11 protein-coding genes are annotated in these 13,137 nt (G+C 68.9%); 6 read left to right on the top strand and 5 right to left on the bottom strand.

The features are described 5' to 3' along the window. Positions 1–183: 183 nt before the first annotated feature. Entirely contained in the window at positions 184–951 is a 768-nt protein-coding gene (locus ADL15_RS17860) for an inositol monophosphatase family protein (protein ID WP_067691961.1), read from the bottom strand. Between the two features lie 79 nt (positions 952–1,030). Between ADL15_RS17860 and ADL15_RS17855 the strand changes: the two genes are divergently transcribed. Further along, positions 1,031–2,956: a serine/threonine-protein kinase gene (locus ADL15_RS17855; RefSeq protein ID WP_232344189.1), complete on the top strand. Its 1,926-nt coding sequence runs from the start codon at positions 1,031–1,033 to the stop codon at positions 2,954–2,956. Here the strand turns inward: ADL15_RS17855 and ADL15_RS17850 are convergent, their stop codons facing one another. From ADL15_RS17850 to ADL15_RS17835, 4 genes are all read right to left on the bottom strand, one after another. After that, a complete protein-coding gene (locus ADL15_RS17850) occupies positions 2,957–3,523 on the bottom strand; it encodes a Uma2 family endonuclease (RefSeq protein WP_067691958.1) in 567 nt (188 codons plus the stop codon). It abuts the gene before it with no gap. 46 nt (positions 3,524–3,569) lie between these two features. Continuing rightward, the gene (locus tag ADL15_RS17845) at positions 3,570–4,136 is read right to left on the bottom strand and encodes a Uma2 family endonuclease (protein WP_067691955.1); all 567 of its coding nucleotides are present in this window, start codon (positions 4,134–4,136) and stop codon (positions 3,570–3,572) included. An 83-nt stretch (positions 4,137–4,219) separates the two neighbouring features. Further along, the gene (locus ADL15_RS17840; RefSeq protein WP_067691952.1) at positions 4,220–4,783 is read right to left on the bottom strand and encodes a Uma2 family endonuclease; all 564 of its coding nucleotides are present in this window, start codon (positions 4,781–4,783) and stop codon (positions 4,220–4,222) included. An 81-nt stretch (positions 4,784–4,864) separates the two neighbouring features. Continuing rightward, complete coding sequence (locus tag ADL15_RS17835) at positions 4,865–6,193, bottom strand: GntR family transcriptional regulator (RefSeq protein ID WP_067691949.1); 1,329 nt, start codon at positions 6,191–6,193, stop codon at positions 4,865–4,867. A 59-nt stretch (positions 6,194–6,252) separates the two neighbouring features. On the opposite strand from ADL15_RS17835, the gene ADL15_RS17830 reads away from it, so the two are divergent. From ADL15_RS17830 to ADL15_RS17810, 5 genes are all read left to right on the top strand, one after another. Further along, entirely contained in the window at positions 6,253–7,743 is a 1,491-nt protein-coding gene (locus ADL15_RS17830) for a CoA-acylating methylmalonate-semialdehyde dehydrogenase (protein WP_067691946.1), read from the top strand. A 10-nt stretch (positions 7,744–7,753) separates the two neighbouring features. Beyond that, positions 7,754–9,091 carry an aspartate aminotransferase family protein gene (locus ADL15_RS17825; RefSeq protein WP_067691943.1) on the top strand — a complete coding sequence of 446 codons (1,338 nt, stop codon included), beginning with the start codon at positions 7,754–7,756 and terminating at the stop codon, positions 9,089–9,091. Between the two features lie 172 nt (positions 9,092–9,263). Beyond that, on the top strand, positions 9,264–10,682 hold the full coding sequence (locus tag ADL15_RS17820) for an aminobutyraldehyde dehydrogenase (protein WP_067691940.1): 1,419 nt from the start codon (positions 9,264–9,266) through the stop codon (positions 10,680–10,682). Positions 10,683–10,726: 44 nt separating this feature from the next. Beyond that, on the top strand, positions 10,727–11,884 hold the full coding sequence (locus ADL15_RS17815; RefSeq protein WP_067691937.1) for an ABC transporter ATP-binding protein: 1,158 nt from the start codon (positions 10,727–10,729) through the stop codon (positions 11,882–11,884). A gap of 41 nt (positions 11,885–11,925) precedes the next feature. Then, entirely contained in the window at positions 11,926–13,134 is a 1,209-nt protein-coding gene (locus ADL15_RS17810; RefSeq protein WP_232344188.1) for a polyamine ABC transporter substrate-binding protein, read from the top strand. Positions 13,135–13,137 lie beyond the last annotated feature (3 nt).

Below are 13,137 nucleotides of genomic sequence, written 5' to 3'. Positions count from 1 at the left end.
CGGCCGGTGCCTACCCACCCGGCCGAGCCGACCCAGTCGCAGCACCGTCGATTGCGGTGCCCCGTCACAAGGGCGGTGGCGGTCCGCGATCCGGGCCGCACAGCCGCGCCGGGTGGCTCGGCTGCGCCGGATCGCTGGGCCGCACAGGTGCGCTGGATCGCGGTTTCGAGGTTGGGGGCGGGGTCAGGCGGTGCGGATGAAGGACAGCAAAGCGGCGTGTGTGCCGGCGTCCGCCGCGGCTACCAGGCCGGTGCCGGTTTGCCACGGTGTGCCGTCCACGCCGGTGACCACGCAGCCTGCCGCCTCGCAGATGGCGATGCCGGCCGCGAAGTGGACGCTGTCGCGGACGTCCCCATACGACAGATAAGCGGCCCGGCGCCCGTCCGCCACCCAGAGCAGCGCGAGCGTGGTGGACATGACCCGGGGGCGGAACCGGTCCCGGAAGCCCGGTGCGGCGATCACCCGGGACGGCTCGACCGGGAACGGCGGGTCCAGGTTGATGTCCACCATCGCGGTGACCGGGGACGGGACCAGCGGCCGGTCGGTGCCGTCCGCGCCGCGGACCCGGGCCACGGTGCCGTCCGTCCAGTAGGTCTCGCCGGTGAACGGGTCGGCGGAGGCGGCCGCGGTGATCCGGTCGCCGTCGCGGAGGGCGACGTTCGCCGCGACCAGCGGGGTCTGCGCCGCGTAGTTGAGCGTGCCGCAGAGCGGGTCGACCAGCCAGCGTCGCCGGGCGCCGGCCGGGCCGGACGCGCCGGTCTCCTCGCCGGTGATCGCGTCGTCCGGGGAAGCGGCGCTCAGCACGGCATGGATCGCCTGTTCAGCGGCGAGATCCGCCTCGGTGGCGAAGTCGCCGCCGCCCTTGTCGACCCGGGCCAGGGCGCGTCCGTACCGCTCCCGGATGACGTCTGCGGCAGCCAGCGCGGCGGCGATGGCGGTCTCATGATCCATGGAACGGACCGTAACGCAGGGGTGCGAGGATGGAGCGGCACCGAACCCCTCCGGCGCAGAACGGCAGGCTTGCTCACCGATGAACTCCCCGGCAGATCCGCCCGGTCCCGCGGCGGACGCTACGGCCCGTGACGAGCCCGCCCGGACGGAGGAGGAGGAAGCGGCAGCCGGCGCGGAAACCTCGGTGGTCGCCGACCCGAACCGGAACGACGCCGCGAACCGGAAAGACGACCCGGACCGGAAAGACGAGCCGGCCCGGAACGACGCCGCGGACCGGAAAGACGACCCGGACCCGGAAGGCGACCCGGACCAGGACGAGCCGGCCCGGGAGAACGACCCGGACCGGAAAGATGAGAACGAGCCGAAAGCCGACGTTGCAGCGCGGCCGTACCCGGGTATGTCATCGGACATGCCTGACGCGCCGACCCTGCTCGCCGGCCGCTACCGCCTCGGAGTGGAGCTCGGTCGCGGCGGCATGGGCCTGGTCCGGCTCGCGCACGACGAGATCCTCGAGCGCGAGGTCGCGATCAAGCAGATCGACCTTCCCGAGGAACTCGCCCAGGGTGAGGCCGCCGCGCGACGCACCATCCGGGAGGCCCGCGCGTCGGCGCGGCTGAGCCACCCCAACGTGGTGCAGGTCTACGACGTCCTCTCGGTCGACGACCATACCTGGATCGTCATGGAGTACGTCCCGTCCCGCTCGCTGCGTGAGGCGATCACCGAGGACGGCCCGCTGGACGCGTACCAGGTGGCCCGGATCGGTCTGGACCTGCTCGCCGCGCTGCAGGCCGCACACCGCGCCGGCGTGCAGCACCGCGACGTGAAACCGGCGAACGTGCTGCTCGCCGACGACGGCCGGGTGCTGCTCACCGACTTCGGCATCGCGGCGATCGACGACGACATCCTGACCAGCAAGTCCGATGTGCTGATCGGCTCACCGCTCTACATGGCACCGGAACGCGCCCGTTTCGGGATCAGTGGCCCGGCCGCCGACCTGTGGGGCCTGGGCGCCACCCTGTACGCCGCGGTCGAGGGGCACTCGCCGTTCCAGCGCACGTCGACGATGGCGACCCTGGCCGCGCTGGCCACCGAGGAGCCGACCCCGCCGCAGCAGGCCGGCCCGCTCACGCCGGTGCTGGACGGGCTGCTCCGCAAGGACCCGGACGAGCGGATCGAGGCCGAGGAGGCCGAGCGGCTGCTCCGCGAGGCGGTGACCGCGCTGGACACCACGGTCACCCGCTCCGCCCCGGTCCCGAAGCCCCGTCCGCCCGCGAATGATGAGATGCGGACGGCGCTTCCGGCCGTACCGAAAAAGAACCGGAAGTTGATCGCCCTGGCCGCCACCCTGGTGTTGGTGATCGCCGGTCTGGCGATCTTCCTGGTGACGCGGCCGTCGTCGGAGCCGGAGACGACGGCCGGCGACCGCACCGCGACGACGCAGCCGACCCAGGCAGCCACCACCACCGCTCCCACCAGCGCAAAGCCCTCGACTACCGCGCCGTCGCCGTCGGCGCCGCCGTCGGCGAGCAAGAGCCCGGACCAGGCAGGCGGTCGGCCGGCGTTGCTGTCCGGGTGGCAGAACTGGACCGACAAGACCGGTTTTTCGGTGTACGTCCCGAGCGGCTGGAGCACGTATACGAAAGGGTCGATGCGCTACTGGAAGGACGGCAAGGGCCACCTCCTGGGCATCGACCAGACCGACAAACCGCGATCAAATCCGGTCGCCGACTGGAAATCGCAGCGTGACGCGCGGCGCGCCGACGGCGACTTCCCGGGCTATGACGAGATCAAAATCAAGTCGGTCGACTACTTCCAGAAGGCCGCCGACTGGGAGTGGACCTACAACGGTGACGGCGGCCGCCAGCACGTGAACAACCGTGGCGTCGTCACCTCAGCGCACCAGGCCTACGGTTTCTGGTTCCAGACCCCGGACGCGGACTGGTCCACATACCGCACAGACGTCCTCGAGGTGGTCTTCAAAAGCTTCGTCCCGGACAAAGACTGATCAGAAGTCGAGCAACGCTTCGGTGCTGATCGCGATGGGGAACGGCAAATCCGACGTCAGCGTCTCGCCCTGTTTCGCGGTCGCGTGCTCGACGTAGGTCGTCCCGTCGAGGCGGAACAGCCGTAGTTCAATCGAGTCGTAGCCGGCGAAGTCCGGTTCGACGAGGAGATACCACGGGATCTTTGCCGCGGCGTAGAACTGCGCCTTCTGCCCACGATCGGTCGCGGCGTTGCTCGGCGAGGTGATCTCGGAAACGAGAGTCACGCTGGCGGCGTCCACGATGCCGGCGAGCCGGTCGATGCGTCCGACGATCAGATCCGGAATGAGGATGCGGCTCTCGGCGATGCGAAGGTTCATCGCCTCGGCGATGCGATAGCCGGCCGTCCGCGCTTCGTGGTGGAGCGCGGAAGTGAGACGGTACGAAATGCTTTGGTGCGGAAAATTCGGTCCCGGGCTCACCCAGAGGCTCCCGTCGATCAGCTCGATGCGATTGATGGTTTCGCCGAGCGCGAGGTATTCGACCTCGGTCCAGGGACCTTCGTGATCGTCAAGCGTGACCTGACCCATGGGGAGAGTTTCGCATGCGGGCATGTTGTGAACTCCCATGACTTGATCAGAAGTCGAGCAGGGCTTCGGTGCTGATCGCGATGGGGAACGGGAGTTCCGAGGTCAGCGTCTCGCCCTGTTTCGCGGTCGCGTGCTCGACGTAGGCCTTGCCGTCGAGGCGGTACAGGAACAGGGTCACTGACTCGTAGGTGGAGAAGTCCGGCTCGACGAGGAGATACCACGGGATTGCCGCGGCGGCGTAGAACGCCCTTTTCAGGATCCGGTCGGCGGATGCGTTGCTCGGGGACGTGATCTCGCAGACGAGGGCGACGTCGGTGGCGTCGCCGATGGTGTCGATCGGTGGTCCCGCATCCACGACCAGGTCGGGAATGAGGACCAGGTCGGGGGACACCCGCAGGTTCGTCGCTTGGAATGCCCGCAGTCCGACGGTTCGTGCGGCGGAATCGAGCAGGGACCAGAGTTGGCTCGAGATGTGCTGGTGCGGTCGGTTGGGTGCCGGGCTCACCCAGAGGCTCCCGTCGATCAGCTCGATGCGATTGTTCGTCTCGCCGAGCGCGAGCCAGTCCGCCTCAGTCCAGGGCCCGTTGTGGTCGTCGAGCGTCCCCTTGCTCATGAGCAGAGTCTCGCACGCAGTCATGTCGCATTTCCTCTCATGCCTAGTTGTTGCATGACAAGATGTCGCGGGGTGGGATCGCGTCAGAAGGCGAGCAGGTCCTCGGTGCTGATCGCGAGCGGGAACGGCAATGTTGAGGTCAGCGTTTCGCCCTGCTTCGCGGCGGCGTGTTCGATGTAGGTCCTGCCCTCGAGGCGATACAGGACCAGCGCCACCGATTCGTAGCCGGAGAAGTCCGGTTCGATGAGCAGGTACCAGGGGATCTGCGCCTCGGCGTATGCCTGCATCTTGTTGATGCGATCGTTCGCGGCGTTGCTCGGCGAGGTGATCTCGCAGACGAGAACGACCTCGTCCGCGCTGCTGATCGCCGTCGTGATCGGGCTCTTCTTGATGGCGAGGTCGGGGATGAGGGTGCGCTCGCTGTTCAGCCGGACGTTGGGGGTCTGGGCCGCTCGGAGGCCTGCGGCTCGTGCTGCGGGGTGTAGCGCCTTCATGAGGTTGAACAAGATGGTGTTGTGGTAGTCGTTGGCTGAGGTCACCAAGAGGCTCCCGTCGAACAGCTCGATGCGTTCGTGCGTTTCGCCGAGCGCCAGCCAGTCCGCCTCAGTCCAGGGCCCCTCGTGGTTGTCAAGCGTCCCCTTGCCCATGGGTAAAGTCTCGCACGTGGTCATGCCGAAATCATCTCATGCCTAGTTGTCACCGGGCAAGGTGTCGTGTGTCAGTGGATGTCAGCGGGGGATCGCAGGTGCCAGGGTGTGTGCGGCTCGGGCCAGGTGGCCGGCGATGGCCTCGTGGTCGGTGGCTACCAGGCCGACCGTGACGCGCAGGTGGGGTCGGCCCGGGCCGATGGTGAAGGCCGTGCCGGCTGCCGCGCCGATGCCCGCGCTGGCCAGGCTCAGCAGTGCGGCCTGCTCGTCGGCCACCGGCAGCCAGATGTTGATGCCCTCGCCGGGTGGCAGGTCGATCCCGGCCGTTCGCAGGCCGTCACCGATCAGGCGGCGGCGTCGCGCGTACTCGTCGCGGGCCGCGCGGACCGCCGTCACCGACGGCGGGTCGGTCAGCAGGGAGAAGAGCAGGCGCTGCAACAGCCGGCTGGTCCAGCCCTGGCCGAGCAGCCGCCGCTCCAGGATCGGGTCCAGCACGGTGGCCGGCCCGGTCACCGCGGCCAGCCGCAGGTCCGGGCCGTGCGACTTGGAGAAGCTGCGCACGTGCAGCACCTGACGGGGCAGGTACGACCCGAGCGAACGAGCCTCGCCGAACGCCAGGTCACCGGCCGAGTCGTCTTCCACGACGTACACCTCGGGGTGTGGGGAGAGCACAGCGGCGAGCGACGCGGCCCGCGACGGTGACCACGACGCGCCGGTGGGGTTGAGCGCGCGCGGCTGGAGGAAGACCGCGGCCGGGCGGCGGGTGAGTGCGGCCGCGAGCTGGTCGGGCAGCATCCCCTCGGCGTCGGTGCCGACACCGACCACCGGTACGCCCAGCGCCTCGAGCAGATCCAGCAGCGGCGGAAAACTGGGATTCTCCACCACGGCGAGGTCCCCGAGGCGCAACAATGCGGAGGAGACCTGGTCGATCGCGTCCATCGCCCCGTCGAAGACCGCGAGGCGTTCGGCCGGGTACGGCCACCGCTCCCGCAGCAGTCCGGCCAGCTCGGGCAGCACCGGCTCGTCGAGGTAACTGGTCGGCGTGGGGGAGAGCCCGTGCAGGGCGGGGATCGGTGGCAGCAGGGCGGGATCGGGCACCCCGGTGGAGAGGTCCAGGCCGAATCCGCCGGTCCGGCGCAACGCGGCGCGATATCGCCCCGGGCCGCCGGAGCCGGGTGCCGCGACGACAGTGCCGCGGCGTCCGTCCGTCCGGATGGTGCCGGCCCGGCGCAGCAGCTGCCAGGCTGCGTTGACGGTGCTGGGGGAGAGGTGCAGTTCGGTGGCGACCTTGCGGACCGGCGGGAGTTTGGCGCCCGGCTCGATCGCGCCGTCGCCGACCGCCCGGCTGACCGCTTCGGCCAGCCCGCGGGCGCTGGGTGCGCTCAGTCGTTCCCCAAGGGCCTCGAACATTTTTGTGACAGTACATTTGAAGCATTGTTCGGTCTACGGTCGTCACATAATCTCGGCGCATGATTCACATTGCGCACTGGATCGGTGGCGCTGAGCGTCCCGGCACGTCCGGCCGGGTCGGCCCGGTCTTCAACCCGGCCACCGGCGAGCAGTCCGCCGAGGTCGACCTGGCCAGCACCGCCGAGGTCGACGGCGCCGTCGCGATCGCCAAGGAAGCCGCCAAGGGCTGGCGCTCGGCGTCGCTGTCGAAGCGCTCGGCAGTGGTCTTCACGTTCCGGGAGCTGCTGGCGGCCCGGACCGGTGAGCTCGCCGCGATCATCACGGCCGAGCACGGCAAGGTGCTCGCCGACGCGGCCGGCGAGGTGGCCCGGGGCCTGGAGAACGTCGAGTTCGCCACCGGCATCCCGCACCTGATGAAGGGCTCGTTCTCCGAGCAGGCCGCCACCGGCGTGGACGTGTACTCGATCCGCCAGCCGCTCGGCGTGGTCGCCGGCATCACCCCGTTCAACTTCCCGGCGATGGTGCCGCTCTGGATGTGCGCCACCGCGATCGCCGCGGGCAACTCGTTTGTGCTCAAGCCGAGCGAGAAGGACCCGTCCGCGGCGCTCTGGCTGGCCCGGCTGTGGGCCGAGGCCGGTCTGCCGGAGGGCGTGTTCACCGTCCTGAACGGCGACAAGGAGGCGGTCGACGCGCTGCTGGTCCACCCGGACGTCGCGGCGGTCAGCTTCGTCGGCTCCACCCCGATCGCCAAGTACATCTACGAGACCGGCACCGCGCACGGCAAGCGGGTCCAGGCCCTCGGCGGCGCGAAGAACCACATGGTCGTGCTGCCGGACGCCGAGCTGGACGCGGCCGCCGACGCGGCGATCAACGCGGGGTACGGCGCGGCCGGCGAGCGCTGCATGGCGATCTCGGTGGTCGTCGCGGTCGGTGAGATCGCCGATCCGCTGGTCGAGGCGATCGCGGCCCGGCTGCCGAAGCTCAAGATCGGCAACGGCGCCGACGCCGGCGTCGACATGGGCCCGCTGATCAGCGCGGCGCACAAGGAGAAGGTGATCGGCTACATCGAAGCGGGCGAGCGCGAAGGTGCGACGGTGCTCGCCGACGGCCGTAAAAATGAAATCTCGGACAAGTCGGGATATTTCCTCGGCACGACGCTGCTCGACAACGTCACCCCCGAGATGACGGTGTACACCGACGAGATCTTCGGCCCGGTGCTGTCGGTCGTGCGCGTGGACACCTACGCCGAGGCCCTGCAGCTGGTCAACGACAACGAGTACGGCAACGGCACCGCGATCTTCACCCGGGACGGCGGCGCGGCCCGGCAGTTCCAGTTCGACGTGAACGCCGGCATGGTCGGCATCAACGTGCCGATCCCGGTCCCGGTGGCCTACTACTCGTTCGGTGGCTGGAAGGCGTCGCTGTTCGGCGACAGCCACATGTACGGCCCGGAGGGCATCAGCTTCTTCACCCGCGGCAAGGTGGTCACGTCCCGCTGGCCGGACCCCGGAACCTCCGCGATCGACCTCGGCTTCCCGCAGACCCGGTGAGGATGAAACTGTGACCGACGAAGCTCAGGTTCGCGCGGACGACCGCGCGCATGTCTTTCACTCCTGGTCGGCCCAGGGGCTGATCAACCCGCTGCCGATCGCCGGCGCCCTCGGTTCGTACTTCTGGGACTACGACGGCAAGAAGTACCTCGACTTCTCGTCCCAGCTGGTGAACATCAACATCGGGCACCAGCACCCGCGGATGGTCGAGGCCATCCAGGAGCAGGCCGCGAAACTCTGCACCATCCAGCCCGCCTTCGCCAACGACAAGCGCGGCGAGGCGGCCCGGATGATCGCCGAGGTGGCGCCCGGCTCGCTGAACAAGGTGTTCTTCACCAACGGCGGCGCCGAGGCGAACGAGAACGCGATCCGGATGGCCCGCCTGCACACCGGCCGGCACAAGGTGCTCTCCACCTACCGCAGCTACCACGGCTCGACCGCCACCGCGATCACCGCGACCGGCGACCCGCGGCGCTGGCCGAACGAGCCGGTCGCGGTCGGTGTCGTGCACTTCTGGGGCCCGTACCCGTACCGGTCGCCGTTCTACGCCGAGACCGAGGAGCAGGAGGGCGAGCGGGCCCTGCAGCACCTGCGCGACACCATCGTCTTCGAGGGCGCCGGCACCATCGCCGCGATCCTGATCGAGACCGTGGTCGGCACCAACGGCATCCTGATCCCGCCGCCCGGCTACCTGGCCGGCGTGCGGGCGCTCTGCGACGAGTTCGGCATCGTGTTCATCGCCGACGAGGTGATGGCGGGCTTCGGCCGCTGCGGCGAGTGGTTCGCCGTCGACCACTGGGGCGTCACCCCCGACCTGATCACCTTCGCCAAGGGGGTGAACTCCGGGTACCTGCCGCTGGGCGGGGTGGTGATCTCCGACGAGATCGCCGAGACGTTCCGGGAGCGGCCGTTCCCGGGCGGGCTGACCTACTCCGGTCACCCGCTCGCGGTGGCCTCCGCGGTCGCCTCCATGAAGATCTTCAAGGAGGAGGGGATCATCGAGCACGCCCGCGCCCTGGGCGAGGACGTGATCGGCCCCGGCCTGGCCGCGCTGGCGGCGAAGCACCCGAGCATCGGCGACGTCCGTGGCCTGGGGGTGTTCTGGGCGATCGAGCTGATCCGTGACGCGGACAAGACGCCGCTGGTGCCGTTCAACGCCTCCGGTGCGGCGGCCGGGCCGATGAACGACGTGGCCGCGGCCTGCAAGGAGCGGGGCCTCTGGCCCTTCGTGCACTTCAACCGGATCCACGTGGTGCCGCCCTGCACGGCGAGCGTGGCGGAGGTCCGCGAGGGCCTCGCGATCCTCGACGAGGCACTGACCGTCGCCGACGGTTTTTACGCCTCCTGACGCCGGATTGCGTTGTCTCCAGGCCACCGGAGATTTGGATTCCGTTTCAGGCTTGGAAATTACTTCGGATTCCCTTGATTCATAAGTCGCCCGTGTGACAGGGTTCCCCCACTTCGGGTGAGCACGCCCACACCGACCGGAAGGCACTTCCCCTGTGAGCACCGCATTTCCCGTGCTTCGCAACTTCGTCAACGGGTCCTACACGGACACCGAGGAGGGGCGGACGTCTCCGGTCGTCGACCCCAGCACCGGGGAGACCTACGCCCACGCGCAGGTCTCCTCGGAGCGGGACGTCGCGGCCGCGGTGGCCGCGGCGGAGGCCGGTTTCGAGGTCTGGCGGGACACCACCCCGGCCGAGCGGCAGCGGGCGCTGCTGCGCATCGCCGACGCGGTGGAGGCCCGGGCCGAGGAACTGATCGAGGCCGAGTGCCGCAACACCGGCAAGCCGGTCGAGGCGACCCGGGCCGAGGAGATGGGCCCGGTCCTGGACGAGCTGCGGTTCTTCGCCGGTGCGGCCCGGATGCTGGAGGGCAAGGCCGCCGGGGAGTACATGCGCGACCACACCTCATACGTCCGACGTGAGCCGATCGGCGTCTGCGCCCAGATCACGCCGTGGAACTACCCGCTGGTGATGGCGATCTGGAAGCTGGCCCCGGCGATCGCGGCCGGCAACGCGGTGGTCCTCAAGCCGTCCGACACCACCCCGGTCAGCACGCTGCTGCTCGCCGAGATCGCCGCCGAGTTCCTGCCGGCCGGTGTGCTCAACGTGGTCACCGGCGACCGGGACACCGGCCGTTCGCTTGTCTCGCACCCGGTCCCGCAGCTGGTGTCGATCACCGGCTCCACCCGGGCCGGGATGGAGGTCGCCGCGGCGGCCGCCCCCGACCTCAAGAAGGTGCACCTGGAGCTGGGCGGCAAGGCGCCGGTCGTGGTCTTCGACGACGTCGACATCGCGGCCACCGCCGAGGCGATCGCCGGCGCCGGGTTCTTCAACGCCGGCCAGGACTGCACGGCGGCCACCCGGGTGCTGGTGCACGAGCGGATCGCCGCCGACTTCACCGCCGCGCTGGCCGCGGCGGCCCGGAACACCCGGGTGGGCGCGCCGTCCGATCCGGACGCGTTCTTCGGCCCGGTCAACAACGCCGGCCAGCTCGAGCGGGTCGCCGGGTTCCTGGACCGGGCGCCGGACCACGCCGAGGTGGTGGCCGGTGGCAAGCGGATCGGCGACCGCGGCTTCTTCTTCGAGCCGACGGTGGTGGCCGGCCTGCGCCAGCGCGACGAGATGATCCAGGACGAGGTGTTCGGCCCGGTGATCACGGTCCAGCCGTTCGCCGACGAGGCCGAGGCGATCCGGTACGCGAACGACGTGCGGTTCGGCCTGAGCTCCAGTGTCTGGACGCAGAACCACGGCCGTGCCATGCGCGTGTCCCGCCGGCTCGACTTCGGCGCGGTCTGGATCAACACGCACCTGCCGTTCGTCTCCGAGATGCCGCACGGCGGTTACGGGCATTCCGGTTACGGCAAGGACCTTTCCATGTACGGCTTCGAGGAGTACACCCGGATCAAGCACGTGATGAGCTTTCACGGCTGATCAGGCCCCGCACATATGAACACCCCCGCCTCCGAGGTGAATGAATGAGCACGTCTCCCCCGCACTCCTCCGTGACGGCCGTGTCCGCCACCGGTGAGCGGACCGGGCATCCGGCGATCGAGTTCGTCGGTGTGCGCAAGGACTACCTGTCACACGGCGAGGCGGTGCCGGCCGTCAAGAGCCTCGACCTGACGATCGCTCAGGGCGAGTTCTTCTCGCTGCTCGGTCCGTCCGGCTGTGGCAAGACCACCACGATGCGGATGATCGCCGGCTTCGAGGACCCGACCGCCGGCAAGGTGTTCCTGGACGGTCAGGACGTCACCAACATCGCGGCCAACAAGCGCGACGTCAACATGGTGTTCCAGTCGTACGCGCTGTTCCCGCACCTGAACGTGCTGCAGAACGTCTCGTTCGGGCTGGAGCGCAAGAAGGTCGCGAAGGCCGAGATCAAGCGGCGGGTCGGCGAGATCCTCGAGATCGTGTCGCTGACCGGCATGGAGAAGCGCCAGCCCAAGGAGATGTCCGGTGGCCAGCAGCAGCGGGTCGCGCTGGCCCGGGCCCTGGTCAACCACCCGCGGGCGCTGCTGCTCGACGAGCCGCTCGGCGCGCTCGACCTGAAGCTGCGCCAGCAGATGCAGATCGAGCTCAAGCGGATCCAGCGCGAGGTCGGCATCACCTTCGTCTACGTCACCCACGACCAGGGTGAGGCGCTGACCATGTCCGACCGCATCGCGGTGATGAACAACGGGCTGATCGACCAGCTCGGCACGCCGCGGGAGATCTACGAGAAGCCGGCGACCCGGTTCGTGGCCGGCTTCATCGGCACCTCGAACCTGATCGACGGCGAGGTCAGCCGGGTCGAGGACGGGTTCGCCGTGCTCGACCTGGGCACCGAGGGCCGGATCCTGGCGCCGGTGCCCGGCGCGGTCGTCGCGGGGCAGAAGCTCGAGGTCTCGGTACGCCCCGAGAAGATCGACCTGCACCGCACCGAACCGTCCGGCTTCACCGGCAGTGTGCTGGCCGGAACGGTCGCCGAAGTCGTCTACCACGGGACATCGACCAACTACGCCGTGACGACATCGACCGGATCAGATTTCGTGGTGTTCGATCAGAATGCTAACGATGCCGAGGACGTCGCCTCGCGCGGCGAGCGCGTCTTCCTCACCTGGGCCCCGCAGCACTCGTACCCGATCGGAGTCTGATGTTCCCGACCAATAAGCCGGACCCCTCCCTCCTCCGCGGCATGACGCAACGGCGCCTCGGCCGCCGCGACGCGCTCCGCCTCGGCGGTGTGTCGGCTCTTGGTGCGTTCCTCGCCGCGTGTGGCGTCGAGGGCAAGGGCAAGCCGCAGGCCAGCGTCGCCCCCGACGCGGTGGAGAAGTTCTGGGCCGGCAAGGCGCAGAACGGCAAGCTCGACTTCGCCAACTGGCCGCTCTACATGGACCCGAAGAAGCCGGAGATCGCGAAGTTCACCGCGAAGACCGGCATCAAGGTCAACTATCAGGAGGTCATCCAGGAGATGGGTCCTTGGTTCGCCAAGGTCCAGCCGCAGCTGTCGGCCAAGCAGTCGATCGGCTTCGACCTCATGGTGATCACCAACTCGATCCAGTTCGGACAGTTCCGCGACGCCGGTTTCCTGGCGCCGCTGGACCACTCCAAGCTCCCGAACTACGCCGCCAACGCGGGCAAGGCGTACGCCCAGGAGTCGTTCGACATGGGCAACGTCTTCAGCATCCCGTGGGCGTCCGGCATCACCGGCATCGCGTACGACCGGAAGAAGACCGGCCGGGACATCACCAAGCTCGCCGACCTGTGGGACCCGGCGTTCAAGGGCAAGGTCGGCATGTTCTCGGACACCCAGGAGCTGGCCAACTTCGGTCTGCTCGCGGCCGGCCTCAAGCCGGGCGACTCGGGCGAGGAGGAGTGGAAGAAGGCCGCGGCCAAGCTCAAGGAGCAGAAGGACGCCGGCATCGTCCGCAACTACTACGACCAGAGCTACGTCGACGCGCTCGGCAAGGGCGAGGTCTGGCTGACGCAGGCCTGGTCCGGCGACATCTTCCAGAAGAACGTCTCGGACGGCACCGACTTCCAGTTCATCATCCCGGAGGAGGGCGGCACGATCTGGACGGACAACTTCACCATCCCGGTCACCGCCGCGAACCCGGTCGACGCGATCATGATGATGGACTTCTTCTACGAGGTCGAGAACGCCGCGTCGCTGGCCGAGTACATCAACTACGTCTGCCCGGTGCCGGCCGCCCAGGAGCAGATCAAGAAGGACGCGGCGACGAAGACCGGGGAGGACAAGGCGCTCCTCGAGAAACTCGCCACCAGTCCGCTCGTGTTCCCGGGCGAGGCCGACTACGCCAAGCTGCACTACTACGTGGACTTCAACACCGCGGAGGAGCAGCAGGGCTTCCAGAGCATCTTCGAACCGATCACCCTGAGCTGAGTC

The sequence above is a fragment of the Actinoplanes awajinensis subsp. mycoplanecinus genome (genome assembly GCF_001509495.1).
Classification (GTDB): Bacteria; Actinomycetota; Actinomycetes; order Mycobacteriales; family Micromonosporaceae; genus Actinoplanes; species Actinoplanes palleronii.
This window is presented reverse-complemented; position numbering and strand designations above follow the sequence as displayed.

Coding starts and splice junctions, on each gene's coding strand:
- ADL15_RS17860 (WP_067691961.1), bottom strand. CDS start 951: ATGGATCATGAGACCGCCATCGCCGCCGCGCTGGCTGCCGCAGACGTC.
- ADL15_RS17855 (WP_232344189.1), top strand. CDS start 1,031: ATGAACTCCCCGGCAGATCCGCCCGGTCCCGCGGCGGACGCTACGGCC.
- ADL15_RS17850 (WP_067691958.1), bottom strand. CDS start 3,523: ATGGGTCAGGTCACGCTTGACGATCACGAAGGTCCCTGGACCGAGGTC.
- ADL15_RS17845 (WP_067691955.1), bottom strand. CDS start 4,136: ATGAGCAAGGGGACGCTCGACGACCACAACGGGCCCTGGACTGAGGCG.
- ADL15_RS17840 (WP_067691952.1), bottom strand. CDS start 4,783: ATGGGCAAGGGGACGCTTGACAACCACGAGGGGCCCTGGACTGAGGCG.
- ADL15_RS17835 (WP_067691949.1), bottom strand. CDS start 6,193: ATGTTCGAGGCCCTTGGGGAACGACTGAGCGCACCCAGCGCCCGCGGG.
- ADL15_RS17830 (WP_067691946.1), top strand. CDS start 6,253: ATGATTCACATTGCGCACTGGATCGGTGGCGCTGAGCGTCCCGGCACG.
- ADL15_RS17815 (WP_067691937.1), top strand. CDS start 10,727: ATGAGCACGTCTCCCCCGCACTCCTCCGTGACGGCCGTGTCCGCCACC.
- ADL15_RS17810 (WP_232344188.1), top strand. CDS start 11,926: ATGACGCAACGGCGCCTCGGCCGCCGCGACGCGCTCCGCCTCGGCGGT.